The sequence below is a fragment of the Variovorax sp. UC122_21 genome (assembly GCF_044056785.1).
Lineage (GTDB): Bacteria > Pseudomonadota > Gammaproteobacteria > Burkholderiales > Burkholderiaceae_C > Variovorax.
The window spans coordinates 5,916,487-5,930,665 of sequence record NZ_CP172004.1; the positions used below are offsets into that span (position 1 = coordinate 5,916,487).

At 69.7% G+C, this 14,179-nt stretch carries 13 protein-coding genes and 1 tRNA gene; 8 read left to right on the forward strand and 6 right to left on the reverse strand.

Features of this window, described 5'->3' with window-relative positions:
* Positions 1-21: 21 nt before the first annotated feature.
* The 3 genes from baeS to ACHMXE_RS40540 all read right to left on the reverse strand — a co-directional run bounded on the left by baeS (position 22) and on the right by ACHMXE_RS40540 (position 2,424).
* Entirely contained in the window at positions 22-1,407 is a 1,386-nt protein-coding gene (baeS, locus tag ACHMXE_RS40530) for a sensor histidine kinase efflux regulator BaeS (RefSeq protein WP_395349196.1), read from the reverse strand.
* Positions 1,408-1,635: 228 nt separating this feature from the next.
* Positions 1,636-1,710: transfer RNA gene (locus ACHMXE_RS40535), tRNA-Arg, on the reverse strand.
* Positions 1,711-1,752: 42 nt separating this feature from the next.
* Positions 1,753-2,424 (reverse strand): TetR family transcriptional regulator, encoded by a 672-nt coding sequence (locus ACHMXE_RS40540; RefSeq protein WP_203203986.1) that lies wholly within the window; start codon positions 2,422-2,424, stop codon positions 1,753-1,755.
* A gap of 178 nt (positions 2,425-2,602) precedes the next feature.
* Here ACHMXE_RS40540 and ACHMXE_RS40545 point away from each other — a divergent pair, with 178 nt between their 5' ends.
* From ACHMXE_RS40545 to ACHMXE_RS40560, 4 genes are all read left to right on the forward strand, one after another.
* Entirely contained in the window at positions 2,603-3,958 is a 1,356-nt protein-coding gene (locus ACHMXE_RS40545) for an efflux RND transporter periplasmic adaptor subunit (protein ID WP_395349198.1), read from the forward strand.
* Entirely contained in the window at positions 3,916-7,083 is a 3,168-nt protein-coding gene (locus ACHMXE_RS40550; protein ID WP_395349199.1) for an efflux RND transporter permease subunit, read from the forward strand. Before ACHMXE_RS40545 ends, ACHMXE_RS40550 begins: the two co-directional genes overlap by 43 nt.
* Entirely contained in the window at positions 7,070-8,626 is a 1,557-nt protein-coding gene (locus tag ACHMXE_RS40555) for an efflux transporter outer membrane subunit (protein WP_395349200.1), read from the forward strand. Before ACHMXE_RS40550 ends, ACHMXE_RS40555 begins: the two co-directional genes overlap by 14 nt.
* 139 nt (positions 8,627-8,765) lie before the next feature.
* Positions 8,766-9,407: a cytochrome c5 family protein gene (locus ACHMXE_RS40560; protein WP_203203982.1), complete on the forward strand. Its 642-nt coding sequence runs from the start codon at positions 8,766-8,768 to the stop codon at positions 9,405-9,407.
* A gap of 104 nt (positions 9,408-9,511) precedes the next feature.
* Here ACHMXE_RS40560 and ACHMXE_RS40565 read toward each other — a convergent pair whose 3' ends face one another.
* The 3 genes from ACHMXE_RS40565 to ACHMXE_RS40575 all read right to left on the reverse strand — a co-directional run bounded on the left by ACHMXE_RS40565 (position 9,512) and on the right by ACHMXE_RS40575 (position 11,624).
* Positions 9,512-10,048, reverse strand: coding sequence for a DUF2946 family protein (locus tag ACHMXE_RS40565; protein WP_395349202.1), 537 nt, complete (start codon positions 10,046-10,048; stop codon positions 9,512-9,514).
* Positions 10,049-10,052: 4 nt separating this feature from the next.
* A complete protein-coding gene (locus ACHMXE_RS40570) occupies positions 10,053-11,081 on the reverse strand; it encodes a YheT family hydrolase (protein WP_395353019.1) in 1,029 nt (342 codons plus the stop codon).
* A 90-nt stretch (positions 11,082-11,171) separates the two neighbouring features.
* The gene (locus ACHMXE_RS40575; protein WP_203203980.1) at positions 11,172-11,624 is read right to left on the reverse strand and encodes a nuclear transport factor 2 family protein; all 453 of its coding nucleotides are present in this window, start codon (positions 11,622-11,624) and stop codon (positions 11,172-11,174) included.
* A 24-nt stretch (positions 11,625-11,648) separates the two neighbouring features.
* Between ACHMXE_RS40575 and ACHMXE_RS40580 the strand changes: the two genes are divergently transcribed.
* Genes ACHMXE_RS40580 through rutC form a run of 4 tightly spaced genes read left to right on the forward strand, consistent with a single transcriptional unit; the run spans position 11,649 to position 14,178 of the window.
* Positions 11,649-11,846, forward strand: a complete 198-nt coding sequence (locus tag ACHMXE_RS40580; RefSeq protein ID WP_395349203.1) for a hypothetical protein — start codon at positions 11,649-11,651, stop codon at positions 11,844-11,846.
* The gene (rutA, locus tag ACHMXE_RS40585) at positions 11,843-12,955 is read left to right on the forward strand and encodes a pyrimidine utilization protein A (protein ID WP_203203979.1); all 1,113 of its coding nucleotides are present in this window, start codon (positions 11,843-11,845) and stop codon (positions 12,953-12,955) included. The genes ACHMXE_RS40580 and rutA overlap by 4 nt, the downstream gene beginning before the upstream one ends.
* A gap of 13 nt (positions 12,956-12,968) precedes the next feature.
* Positions 12,969-13,760, forward strand: a complete 792-nt coding sequence (gene rutB / locus ACHMXE_RS40590) for a pyrimidine utilization protein B (RefSeq protein WP_395349205.1) — start codon at positions 12,969-12,971, stop codon at positions 13,758-13,760.
* A gap of 25 nt (positions 13,761-13,785) precedes the next feature.
* On the forward strand, positions 13,786-14,178 hold the full coding sequence (rutC, locus tag ACHMXE_RS40595) for a pyrimidine utilization protein C (RefSeq protein WP_395349207.1): 393 nt from the start codon (positions 13,786-13,788) through the stop codon (positions 14,176-14,178).
* Position 14,179: the final 1 nt, after the last annotated feature.

The window sequence follows — 14,179 nt, forward strand, 5'->3', positions numbered from 1 at the left end:
TGGGGCGGCCCGGCGCGGCGCTCATGCGTCGATCCCCGGCAGGTCGATGACGATGCGCAGCCCGCCGAACGGCGAGGCCTGCGCCTCGATGCGGCCCTCGTGCGCCTCGACGATGTTGCGGCAGATCGCCAGGCCCAGCCCGCTGCCGCCGCTCGCTCGGTTGCGCGAGCCCTCGACGCGGTAGAAGCGCTCGAACAGCTTCTCGAGCTTGTCGAGCGGCACGCCGGGCGCGCTGTCCTCGACCACGATGCGCACGCCGCTCTCGTGACGATCGGCGCGCAGCTGCACCACGCCGCCGCGGTCGGTGTAGCGCAGCGAGTTCTCGAGCAGGTTCGCGATCAGCTGCTGCAGCCGCCGCTCGTCGCCGCTGAGGGACAGCGGTGCCGGCGCGATATGCACGCGCAGCTCGAGGCCCTCGGCCTCGAGCCGGCCCTGCATGCTGCCGACCGCCGCGCGCAGCACGGTCGCAATGTCGATCGGCGTGCGCCGGTAGGTCATCGCGCCGATGTCGGTCAGCGAGAGGTCGTGCAGGTCGTCGACCAGCTTGCCCAGCCGGCCAACCTCGGCATGCATCGCGTCGACCGACTGCGCGCTGGTCGAGCGGATGCCGTCCTGGATCGCCTCGAGCTCGGCGCGCAGCACCGCCAGCGGCGTGCGCAGCTCGTGCGAGATGTCGGCCATGAAGGTGCGGCGCGCGCGCTCGGTGTGCTCGAGCGTCTGCGCCATGCGGTTGAAGTCCTTCGCGAGATGGCCGAGCTCGTCGTTCGACCCGACCTCGATGCGCGAGGCATAGTCGCCGGCCGCCAGCCGCTGCGTGGCGCCGGCCATGCCGCGCACACGACGCAGCAGCGCGCGCGACAGCACGAAGGTCAGCAGCGCCGCCACCGCGATCGAGCCCAAGCCGATCAGCGTCAGGGCCTTGAACTGCCGCTCGAGGAAGCGCGCGTCGTCCTTGGGCAGCACGTCCTCGAACGGCACCATCGCCACCCAGCCGACGATGCGCCCGTCGACCGCCACCGGCAGCCGGATCGAGTCCGGCCCGACCGAGGGATTGCCGACCACGCGGCGCAGCTGCGCGTCGAGCAGGCCGATGCGCGCGAGAGCGCCGGTCTGGTCGGACGAGGCGAGCTGCGGCGCCGGATCCACGCCGGGCTCGCGCGCGATCGGCAGCACCAGCTCCATCCAGTTGCGGAAATCCTGCCGCAGGAACTGCCAGTCGCCATGCGCCGCATAGGCCGCGGCCACGCGCGGCACCATCTCCTCGACATGCGCGCGACCCTGCTGATTGAGGTAGCCGAGGAAGCCGCGCGCGAACACGAAGCGCATCGCGCCGGCCTGAACCACCACCACGGCGGCGCAAGCCACCAGCACGAAGAAGAAGAGCTTGGTCCGGATGCCGATTCTCATGATGGACACCGATGATGCCGCGCGGCCGGCAAACGCAAGCAAGGCCATGCGGGCGGTGCGATCTTCACAGTTGCTCCACATTGCGCCCGCAACATCGGCGCGATCGCAGTTTTCGCGGACCGCGGCGCGGGGCAGATCGGGGCCGACCACCCGCCGCCCACCCCAATGAGCACCCCCATGAAAAAGGCCGGAAGCCCCTTGGAGCTTCCGGCCTTTTTGCCGTGTGTCTGGTCCCGCCGCCAGGAATCGAACCTGGATCTCAGCCTTCGGAGGGCCGAATTCTATCCGTTGAAATACAGCGAGAAATGGGTTTCCGGTGAAACCGCAGCCTCGCATTATCGCCTATCACGCGGCCGCTGTTTCGGCTTCGTGCACGGCCGCGCCATTCGCCCCCGTCTGCCGCGTGAAACCGAGGCCCGCGAGGTACACGCGGAAGGTGCGCCGGCCCGTGGGCACGAGGTCGAAGGCCGCGGGATCGAGCAGCCAGTTCTGGATCAGTCCGCTGATCAGCGCATGCAGCCCCTGCGCCGCCACGCTGCCGGGCACCGGCAGCTTGATGCGGGCGCGCCGCGCGGCCAGCCGCAGGGCCTTCTCGAAATCGACCACGCAGGCGTTGCGCGCGTCGAGGTGGCGCTGCTGCACCGAGGCCATGTCGTGGGTGTATTCGACCTTGTGGGTCGCCACGTCGAACACGCGGCGCACCTGCGGGTCGGTGGTCATGAGGGTCAGCGCATGCACCATGCCCTCCTCGATCTCGGCCAGCGGGTCGTCGTGGCTCAGCGCCGCGGCCTTGGGCGGCGCCTCGAGCGGAAGGATGACCCGCTCCATCATCGCGTTGAAGAGATCGGCCTTGTCCTTGAAGTGCCAATAGATGGCGCCCCGCGTCGCCCCGGCCTGCTGCGCGATCTGCTGCAGCGTGGTCTGGGAGACCCCCTGCGCCTGAAACAGCAGCTCCGCGGCATCGAGCAGTCGATTCCGCGTCGCCAGTGCTTCTTCCTTCGTACGACGTGCCACCAAGTCTCCTGATTTGTAAAGGCAACGCCCTTTGCATATCGTGGGGCCATTGCGTGGATGTCACTATACATCCATGAATGTATGTAAACTGTCGCCCTTCCCGATGGCCCACCTGGCCGTGCTGGCTTTCCGGCACGGCCGCAGAAATCGCCGTCTCCCGTCTTCGCTTCAAAGGAATCGCATGCCTCTCCTGCATGTTTCGCGCCCATCGTTTCTTTCGCCGCGCCTCGCGACCGTGGCTGCCGTCGTGTTGCTGGTCATCGCTGGTTGTTCGAAGAACGATGCCCCCGCCGGTGCCGGCGCGGGTGGCGGCGGTGGCGGCGGCGCCCGTCCCGCTCCCGAAGTGGGCGTGATCGTCGCGACCCCGGGCGACGTCGGCCTGGTGACCGAACTGCCGGGCCGCCTCGAGGCCTCGCGCGTGGCCCAGGTGCGTGCGCGTGCCGCCGGCATCCTGCTCAAGCGCGAGTTCCGCGAAGGCAGCGACGTGAAGGCCGGCCAGCTGCTGTTCCGCATCGACCCGGCACCGCTGGTGGCCGCCACGCAGAACGCGCAGGCCGCGCTGGCCCGCTCCGAAGCCAATGCCGCGCAGGCCAAGGCCCTGGCCGACCGCTACAAGCCGCTGGTCGAGGCCAATGCGGTGAGCAAGCAGGAATACGTCAACGCGGTGGCTTCGCAGAAGACCGCCGAGGCCGACGTGGCCGCCAGCCGCGCCGCGCTGCAGACCGCGAAGATCAACCAGGGCTATGCCGACGTGACCTCGCCGATCTCGGGCCGCATCGGCCGCGCGCTGGTCACCGAGGGCGCGCTGGTCGGCCAGGGCGATGCCACCGAGCTCGCCGTGGTGCAGCAGATCAATCCGCTGTACGTGAACTTCACGCAGTCGGCCTCCGACGTGCTCAAGCTGCGTCGCGCGGTCGCCGCGGGCCAGTACAAGCGCGCCGGCGGCGAGGACGCCGCGAGCATCCGCCTGGTGCTCGAGGACGGCACCGACTACGGCCAGGACGGCAAGCTGCTGTTCTCCGACCTCACGGTCGACGCCACCACCGGCCAGGTCACGCTGCGCGCCGAGATTCCCAACCCCAAGGGCGAGCTGCTGCCGGGCCTGTACGTGCGCGTGAAGCTCGAGCAGGCGCAGGTCAGCAACGCGATCACGGTGCCGCAGCAGGCGGTCACGCGCACCCAGCAGGGTGACCACCTGACGGTGGTGGGCGCGGACGGCAAGCTGAGCCAGCGCACGGTGAAGATCAGCGCCGCCAAGGACAACCAGTGGGTGGTGCTCGAAGGCCTGAAGGCCGGCGAACAGGTGATGGTCGACGGCTTCCAGCGCCTGCAGATGATGCCGCCGGGCACGCCCGTGAAGGCCGTCCCGTGGACGAAACCGAATCCCAACGGTGCGGCGCCCGCCGCCGCGCCGGCAGCCTCTGGCGCGGCACCCGCCCCCGGAAGGCAGCCTCGGCTCCGGCCGAGAAGAAGTAATCAAGGAGCGCGCCCGCAATGGCCAAATTCTTCATCGATCGACCCATCTTCGCGTGGGTGATCGCACTGTTCGTCATCGTTCTCGGCGGCGTGTCCATCACGCAGTTGCCGATCGCCCAGTACCCGCCGGTGGCGCCGCCCGCCATCGTGATCAACGTGGCCTATCCGGGTGCCTCGGCCCAGACGCTCGAGGACAGCGTGCTGTCCGTGATCGAGCGCGAAATGAACGGCTCGCCCGGCCTGATCTACATGGAATCGGTGGCGCAGGCCGACGGTACCGGCGCGATCACCATCAGCTTCGAGCCCGGCACCAATGAAGACCTCGCGCAGGTCGACGTGCAGAACCGGCTCTCGCGCGCCACGCCGCGGCTGCCCTCGGCCGTGACGCAACAGGGCGTGCAGGTCGACAAGTCGCGCGACAACTTCCTGCTGTTCGCGCTGCTCTCGTCGGACAACCCCGACGTCGACCCCGTGGCGCTCGGCGACTACGTCGCGCGCAACATCGTGCCCGAGCTGCAGCGCATCGAGGGCGTGGGCAAGGTGCAGCTGTTCGGCTCCGAGAACGCGATGCGCATCTGGATCGACCCGGCCAAGCTGCAGGGCTTCAACCTGTCGCCGTCCGACGTCAACACCGCGATCCGCGCCCAGAACGCCCAGGTGGCCTCGGGCACGCTCGGCGACCTGCCGAACGTGCCGGGCCAGGCCATCGCCGCCACGGTGACGGTCAACGGCCAACTCACCAGCGTCGAGCAGTTCCGCGAGATCGTGCTGCGCGCCAACACCGACGGCTCGACCGTGCGCCTGAAGGATGTGGCGCGCGTCGAACTCGGCGGCCAGAGCTATGCCACCTCGGCGCGCCTGAACGGCGTGCCCGCGGTGGGCGTCGGCGTGCAGCCCACGCCCACCGGCAACGCGCTGCGCTCGGCCAAGGCCGTGCGCGCGAAGATGGCCGAACTCCAGCGCTACTTCCCCAAGGGCGTGAAATGGGACATCCCCTACGACAGCTCGCGCTTCGTGCAGATCTCGATCACCGAAGTGGTGAAGACGCTGTTCGAAGCCGTCGCGCTGGTGTTCCTCGTGATGTTCCTGTTCCTGCAGAACTGGCGCTACACGATCATCCCGACCATCGTGGTGCCGATCGCGCTGCTCGGTACCTTCGCCACCCTGCTCGCACTGGGCTTCTCGATCAACGTGCTGACCATGTTCGGCATGGTGCTGGTGATCGGCATCGTGGTGGACGATGCGATCGTGGTGGTGGAGAACGTCGAACGCATCATGAGCGAGGAAGGGCTGTCGCCGCTGGACGCCACCCGCAAGGCGATGCAGCAGATCTCGGGCGCCATCATCGGCGTGACCGTGGTGCTGATCTCGGTGTTCGTGCCGCTGGCCTTCTTCGCGGGTTCGACCGGCAACATCTACCGCCAGTTCTCGGCGGTGATGGTGGCCTCGATCGGCTTCTCGGCCTTCATGGCCCTGTCGCTCACGCCGGCGCTGTGCGCCACGCTGCTCAAGCCGGTGGAAGCCGGCCACCACCACGAGAAGCGCGGGTTCTTCGGCTGGTTCAACCGCGGCTTCTCGCGCACCGCCAAGGGCTATGAAAGCATCGTCGCGCGCATCCTGCGCCGCGCCGCACGCTACCTGATCATCTACGCGGCGATCATCGGCGCGGTGGTGTACTTCTACACCCACCTGCCGAGCTCGTTCCTGCCGCAGGAAGACCAGGGCAACATCATCGTGAACGTGCAGCTGCCGCCGGGCGCGACGCAGGAGCGTGCGCTGTCGGTGATGCAGCAGGTCGAGGGCTTCATCATGAAGCAGCCCGAAGTGCAGAGCATCGTGAGCGTGATGGGCTTCAGCTTCTCGGGCCAGGGCCAGAACGCGGGCCTCGCCTTCGTGACGCTCAAGGACTGGGAGGAACGCAAGGACCCGGGCAACTCGGCCAGCGCGCTCGCCGGCCGGGCCTTCGGCGCGCTCTCGGGCATCCGCGACGCCTTCATCTATCCGCTGAGCCCGCCGCCGATTCCCGAACTGGGCAACGCCAGCGGCTTCAGCTTCCGGCTGCAGGACCGCGCGGGCGCGGGCCACGACGCGCTCGTCAACGCGCGCAACCAGCTGCTGGGCATGGCCGCGCAGAGCAAGATCCTGTCGCAGGTCCGTCCCGACGGCCTGGAAGACGCACCGCAGTTGCAGATCGACATCGACCGCGACAAGGCCAACGCCCTGGGCGTGAGCTTCGACGCGATCAATGGCGCGCTGTCGACCGCGCTGGGTTCGAGCTACATCAACGACTTCCCGAACCGCGGCCGCCTGCAGCGCGTGGTGGTGCAGGCCGACGCCCCGGCACGGATGCAGCCCGACGACATGCTCAAGCTCAACGCGACCAACGCGCAGGGCCAGCCGGTTCCGCTGGGCGCGTTCGCGACCACCAAGTGGGTGACCGGCGCGACGCAGACGGTGCGCTACAACGGCTATCCCGCGATGCGCATCAGCGGCGACGCGGCGGCCGGCTACAGCACCGGTGCCGCGATGGCCGAGATGGAGAAGCTCGCCTCGCAGCTGCCGCAAGGCTTCGGCTTCGAATGGACCGGCCAGTCGCGCGAGGAAAAGCTCGCCGGCTCGCAGGCCATGATCCTCTACGGCTTCGCGATCCTGGCGGTGTTCCTCTGCCTGGCCGCGCTGTACGAGAGCTGGTCGATCCCGCTGTCGGTGATCCTGGTGGTGCCGCTGGGCGTGATCGGCGTGCTGCTGGCGACGCTGCTGCGTTCGTACTCGAACGACGTGTACTTCCAGGTGGGCCTGATCACGATCATCGGCCTGTCGGCGAAGAACGCGATCCTGATCATCGAGTTCGCCAAGGACCTGCAGGCGCAGGGCCGCGGCGTGATCGAGTCGGCGCTCGAGGCCGCGCACCTGCGGTTCCGGCCGATCATCATGACCTCGCTGGCCTTCGGCCTCGGCGTGGTGCCGCTGTTCACGGCCTCGGGCGCCGGCTCGGCGAGCCAGCGCGCGATCGGCACCGGCGTGCTCGGCGGCATGGTGACGGGCACCCTGCTCGCGGTGATCTTCGTGCCGGTCTTCTTCGTGGTGGTGCGCACGCTGTTCAAGGGCAGCGCGCGCCAGCGCGAGGCCGACAAGCGGCATGCGCAAGCCGCCGGCATCTCGGAGGAAAAACATGAACCTCAATAACAAACTGATTCCCACCGCGCTGGCGGCAGCGCTGCTGCTGGCCGGCTGCTCGCTGATCCCGACCTACGAGCGTCCGGCGGCGCCGGTGCCCACCACCTACCCGGGCGACCCGGCGCAGCCGGCCGGGCCGGCGGCGTCCGCCATGCCCTGGCAGGACTTCTTCACCGACCCGCGCCTCGCGGGCCTGATCCAGACAGCGCTGGCCAACAACCGCGACCTGCGCGTCTCGGTGCTCAACATCGAGCAGGCGCGCGCGCAGTTCCAGATCCAGCGCGCCGACCTGTTCCCCGCGCTGGGCCTGTCGGGCAACGGCTCGCGCTCGAGCCCCAACGTCTACCAGGCGATCGACAGCAGCCAGGGCAGCGTGAGTTCGCAGTACTCGGTCAACCTCGGCATCACCGCCTGGGAGATCGACTTCTTCGGCCGCATCCGCGCGCTGAAGGACCAGGCGCTGGCGCAATACCTCGCCACCGACGAAACGCGCAAGGCCGCGCAGATCAGCCTGATCGCCGCGGTCGCCAACGGCTGGCTCACGGTGCTGGCCGACGACGAGCTGCTCGAGATCACGCGCCAGACCCTGAGCACGCGCGAGGAATCGGTGCGGCTGACCAAGCTGCGCTTCGACAACGGCGTGTCGTCGGAGCTCGATTTCCAGGCCGCCAACTCGCTGGCCGAGACCGCGCGCGCCGCCTATGCGCAGCAGCTGCGCACGCGCCAGCAGGACGAGAACGCGCTCGCGCTGCTGTTGGGCGCGCCGGTGCCGGCGAGCGCCTTCGAGGGCGCCAAGGGCCTGGGCGGCATCCGCCCGATCCCCGACGTGCCCGCGGGCCTGCCCTCCGACCTGCTGGCCGAGCGGCCCGACATCCGCGCGGCCGAGCAGCAGCTGATCGGCGCCAACGCCAACATCGGCGCGGCGCGCGCGAACTTCTTCCCGCGCGTCTCGCTGACCACCTCGATCGGCACCGCGAGCAGCGAGTTCTCGAACCTGTTCGACCGCGGCACCAAGGCCTGGAGCTTCGCGCCCTCGGTCACGCTGCCGCTGTTCGACGCGGGCCGCAACATCGCGGGCCTCGACTCGGCCAAGGCCGGGCGCGAGATCGCGGTGGCTCAGTACGAGAAGTCGATCCAGACCGCGTTCCGCGAAGTGGCCGATGCGCTCGCGGGCCGCGCCACCTTCGGCGAGCAGGCGCGCGCGCAGCGGGCGCAGGCCGATGCCGAGGCGGTGCGCTTCAAGCTCTCGGACCTGCGCTACCGCAACGGCGTGGCCAGCGCGCTCGATCTGCTCGACGCGCAGCGCTCGCTGTTCACGGCGCAGCAGTCGGCCGTGACCACGCAGCTGCAACTGCTGCAGAACCAGGTCACGCTGTACAAGACGCTGGGCGGCGGCTGGGCCTCGCGCGACGCCGCCGGTGCCACGACCACCGGGCAGGCGACGGGCGCCAAGCCGGGCGCGGCGGCCACCGGCGCGGCTCCCGCGGCGCCCGCCGCGACCACCGGCACGGCCGAAACGCCGCCCGCCGTCGTCATCCGTCGCAAGGGCTGAAGTCGCCTCGACGGTTGTTTGCGCGCAAATCCGCGCACGCTCATGCGACCGGCCCTTCGCCTTGCGGCGAAGGGCCTCTCTATAATCGTCGGTTGATTCGAAAAACGCCCCCCGACGAGCCCCCGATTTTGAGGACGCCATGAGCGCAGACCCGCATTACCAGGCCACCGAAGAAGCCCACACCGGTCCGATCAAGAATCCCAAGCAACTGCTGCTGGCGGTCTTTTTCTCCTTCCTCGCACCCATCTTCATCATCGTGGGCCTCGTGGCCTATGTGGTGTCCGGCAACAAGCCGGCCGGTACCGCCGAGGGCGACAACATGGCGCTCTACGGCGTCACCAAGGAAGCGCGCGACCGCGAGGTCGGCGAGCGACTGAAGAAGATCGGCGCGATCGAGATCCGCGATGCCAACCGCCCGCTGGCGGCCGGCGAAGCGGTGTTCAAGGCCCAGTGCGTCGCCTGCCACGGCGCGCCCGGCATTCCCGGCGCACCGCACCTGAACGACGCGGCCGCCTGGGGCCCGCGCATCGGCCAGGGCTACGCCACGCTGCTCGAGCATGCGCTCAAGGGCAAGGGCGCGATGCCGGCCCAGGGCGGCGGCGACTTCGAGGACCTCGAGATCGGCCGTGCCGTGGTCTACATGGCCAATGCCGGCGGCGCCAAGTTCCCGGTGCCCGACCGTCCGGCGGCGGCAGCCCCGGCCGATGGTGCTTCGGCGGCCGCGGCACCCGCGGCTTCGGGCGCGGCGCCTGCCGCTCCGGCAGCCAGCGCCAGCAAGTAATTCATCAGAGAGGGATCGCGGCCCGCGCGCCGCGTCCGCCCAGCAAAAAGCCGGCTTCGCGCCGGCTTTTTTTTGCGTTCGATTGCTACGTTTTAGATAGCAACTCAGGCCTGCGTGGCATGGCGTTCGGCCGGACTCAGCACATGCCCGAAGCGCGCCGGCAGTTCCGCCGCCGTCACCGTCTCGGGCGTCCACAGCCCCTGCTCGATCGCATCGGCCGCCAGGCCCACGTCCTGCGTGTGGACCAGTCCCAGCCCGAGGTCCGCCGACAGATAGAGGTGCCCGTGCTCGTCGAGCAGGCAGCCCCTGACCTCGGCGGCCTGCCCCGTGTGCGCCGTCACCGCGAAGCCGGTCTCGGCGATGCGCCAGACCAGCGGCGCCGCCTCCAGTTCCACGTAGACGCGCTGCGGCCCGTTCTGGAAGAACCACTGGCCGTGCTCGTCGTGCTCGTAGTTGCGGTGGATGAAGTCGATCAGCTTGTCGTGCCGCAGCATCGAGCCCTTGGCGGCCGGAAACGGCCCCTGGGCCTGGGTGCGGTCGTCGCGCATGTACCAGTTGCCGCGCGCGTCGAGGCCGAGCCAGCCGTAGCAGTGCGGAACGTTGGGCCACTTGGCCAGGGCCTGTCTGACGATGTCGTCCATGGCCTCATTGTCCCCGCGCGGCGGCGCGCACCGCGTCGGCCGGCACGCCGGCCTGGCGGCAGAGCCAGCGCCCGACCTGCTCGGGCATGCCGCGCACATGGCCCGGCGGCCGCCCCATCGGAAAGCCCACGTGGCCGCCGTGCGCGGGCTGCCACAGCGTGACGTGGCGGCCGACCTCGCCGGGCCGCGGCAGGCTGGCCGCGGGAATGAAGGGATCGTTGCGCGCGTTGACCGCCAGCGCGGGCACGCGGATCGCGCCCAGGTGCGGCTTGGCCGAGCCGCGCCGCCAGTAGTCGTCCGCGTCGACGAAGCCGTGCAGCGGCGCGGTGAAGACGTCGTCGAAGGTCCGCAGGTCGCGCGCGGCCGCGAGCCGGGCGCCGTCGAACAGCCCCGGGAACTGCGCCAGCTTGGCCAGCGCCTTGGGCTTCATGGTCGCGAGGAACATGCGGGTGTAGACCAGCCGGTTGAAGCCGCGGCCGATGGCATCGCCGCCCGCCGCGAGATCGAGCGGCGAGCACACCGAGGCCACCGCGCTCACCACCCGCGAGGCGCTCTCGCCGGCCTCGCCGGCCCAACGCATCAGCGCATTGCCGCCGAGCGAGACGCCGGCCGCGAGCACCGGCGCGCCGTTTTTGCGGCTGGCGCGCATGCGCGCCAGGATCCAGCCGATCTCCTCGAAGTCGCCCGAGTGGTAGGCGCGCGGCGCGAGGTTCATCTCGCCGCTGCAGCCGCGGAAATGCGGCACGGCGAAGTCCATGCCGCGCGCGGCGGCGAAGTCGGCGAAGGCCTCGGCGTAGTGGCTGCGCGAGGAGCCCTCGAGGCCGTGGAACAGCACCAGCAGCGGTCGCTCGCCGGGCTCGCCCTGCGAACCGGGCGCATCGGCGAAGTCCACGTCGACGAAGTCGCCGTCGGGCGCGGCCCAGCGTTCGCGCCGGTAGACCGGCGCCGCGCCCTCGAAGCGGCGCGCATAGAGCGCGCCCCAGATCGTCTGCAGGTTGCCGCCGGGCAGCCAGCGCGGCGCCAGGTAATCCATCGCGGATGGCGACGGCGCGTCGGGCGTGCCGGAGGGAAAGGAAGAAGGAAGGAACGCGGACATCGAACGAAGGAAGAGAACGCCCGGCGCTCAGTGCAGCATCTGCGGCAGCTCGTTCGCGTCGTCGGGCTCGCGCGCGCTGCCCGGGCTCGCATGGTGCGCCACCATGCGCCAGCCCTGCGCGGTCTTGTGATAGACGTTGGTCGCCAGCACGAAGGCATGGCGCGGGCCCTCGACCGTGAGCACCTCGATGCGCTCGAGCACGTTGTGGACCGCGCTCGCGATCGAGTCGATCTTGCGCACGTGCGCGGGCGTGGCGTGGATCGCGCCGTTGCCGAACATCTGCTCGAAGGCCGCGCGGATCGCCGCCGAGCCCACCAGCCGCGGGCCGCCCGGGTGGACGCAGAACACCTCGTCCTCGTCGGCCCAGCAGGCCATCAGGGCGTCGATGTCGCCGCGCTGCAACGCCTCGTAGAAGGCGGCCTCGATGTCGTCGGCGGTGCCGCCGATGGCCGCGGCGGTGCGAAGTGGGGACTTGGGCATGGGCGTGATTCTGCCGCGCCGTGCATGACGCGGGCGCTGCACTGCTTTGGCACGGCGCGCACCGTGCCGCCGCAGCCTCGGGCGATCGATCGCTCCACTTTGGACCATTTGGACAAAACAACGGCCATGAAAATCATCAAGCCGTTGATTCACAAGGATTTTTTCGACTGGCACGCCGCATGCAAGGAGCCTCGCCATCCCGCAACCGGAGCCCTTCCATGAACGTCGGCATCTTCATCCCCATCGGCAACAACGGCTGGCTGCTGTCCGAGAACGCCCCGCAGTACAAGCCCAGCTTCGAGCTCAACAAGGCGATCACGCTGAAGGCCGAGCACTACGGCCTCGACTTCGCGCTGTCGATGATCAAGCTGCGCGGCTTCGGCGGCAAGACGGAGTTCTGGGACCACAACCTCGAGTCCTTCACGCTCATGGCCGGGCTCGCGGCCGTCACCACCAAGATCAAGCTGTTCGCCACCGCCGCCTCGCTGGTCATGCCGCCGGCCATCGTCGCGCGCATGGCCTCGACCATCGACTCGATCTCCAACGGCCGCTTCGGTCTCAACCTCGTCACCGGCTGGCAGCGCCCCGAGTACTCGCAGATGGGCATGTGGCCCGGCGACCAGTTCTTCGGCACGCGCTACGAATACCTGTCCGAATACATCCAGGTGCTGCGCGACCTCTGGGGCACGGGCCGCTGCGACTTCAAGGGCGCGCACTTCCAGATGGACGACTGCCGCCTGAGCCCGCGCCCGCAGGCCGACATGAAGGTGATCTGCGCCGGCCAGAGCGACGCCGGCATGGCGTTCTCGGCCAGGTACGCCGACTACAACTTCTGCTTCGGCAAGGGCGTGAACACGCCGCGCGCCTTCGCGCCCGCGGCCGAGAAGCTGATCGAGGCCAGCGCGGCCACGGGCCGCCACGTCACCAGCTACGTGCTGATGATGGTGATCGCCGACGCGACCGACGAGGCCGCGCGCGCCAAGTGGGAGCACTACAAGGCCGGCGCCGACAGCGAGGCCATCGCCTGGCTCGGCGCGCAGGGCGCGGCCGACACCAGATCGGGCGCCGACACCAACGTGCGCCAGATGGCCGACCCGACCTCGGCCGTGAACATCAACATGGGCACGCTCGTGGGCTCCTACGAGACCGTGGCGCGCCTGCTCGACGAGGTGGCCGAGGTGCCCGGCACCGAGGGCGTGCTGCTGACCTTCGACGACTTCCTCGCGGGCGTCGAGGCCTTCGGCGAGCGCATCCAGCCGCTGATGAAGAGCCGCGCGCACGTGGCGAGCCCGGTGCCCTCGCGCGCCGAACCCGAACGCCTCGCGGCCTGAACCGGAGCACGCCATGAACGCACCGGCCCGCAACGCCACCCTCACCTCGACCACGCCCGTCGGCGCGCCGCGCGCCGCGGGCGCGCCCGCCCCGCTGATCCTGCCCGCGCGCCCCGAGCCGCTCGCGCTGCATGCGAGCGACACCGCGCTTGTCGTGGTCGACATGCAGAACGCCTATGCCTCGCTCGGCGGCTACGTCGATTCGGCCGGCTTCGACATCTCGGGCGCGCAGGGCACCATCGCCGGCATCGTGCGCGCCATCGCCGCGGCGCGCGCGGCCGGCATGCTGGTGGTGTTCCTGCAGAACGGCTGGGACGCCGGCTATGTCGAGGCCGGCGGCCCCGGCTCGCCCAACTGGCACAAGTCGAACGCCCTCAAGACCATGCGCGCGCGGCCCGAGCTGCAGGGACGCTTCCTCGCCAAGGGCGGCTGGGACTACGAGCTCATCGACGAGATGAAGCCGCGGCCCGGCGACATCGTCGTGCCCAAGACGCGCTACAGCGGCTTCTTCAACAGCACGCTCGACAGCACGCTGCGCTCGCGCGGCATCCGCCACCTCGTGTTCACCGGCATCGCGACCAACGTCTGCGTGGAGTCCACGCTGCGCGACGCCTTCCACCTCGAGTACTTCGCCGTGATGCTCGAGGACGCCACGCACGAGCTCGGCGGGCCCGCGATCCAGCAGGCCTCGGTCTACAACGTCGAGACCTTCTTCGGCTGGGTCTCCTCGGTCGACCACTTCTGCCGCAGCTTCGCACCGGCCGCGCTGTCGCAACCCGCCCGGGCCGAAACGGCCACCGCCTGATCCTCTTTTCTCCAGGAGTCTTTCCATGCCCAAGCAAGCCATCATCCCGCCCGGCACCGGCGTGCCGCTCGCCCCCTACGTGCCCGGCACGCTCGCCGACGGCGTGCTCTACGTCTCGGGCACGCTGCCCTTCGACAAGGACAACAACGTGGTCCATGTCGGCGACGCCGCCGCGCAGGCGCGCCATGTGCTCGCCACCATCCAGGGCGTGGTCGAGGCCGCGGGCGGCACCATGGACGACGTGACCTTCAACCAGATCATGATCAAGGACTGGGCCGACTACGCGAAGATCAACGCGGTCTATGCCGAGTTCTTCCCGGGCACCAAGCCGGCGCGCTTCTGCATCCAGTGCGGCCTGGTGAAGCCCGACGCGCTGATCGAGATCGCCTCGATCGCGCACGTGGGCCAACAGGCCTGAG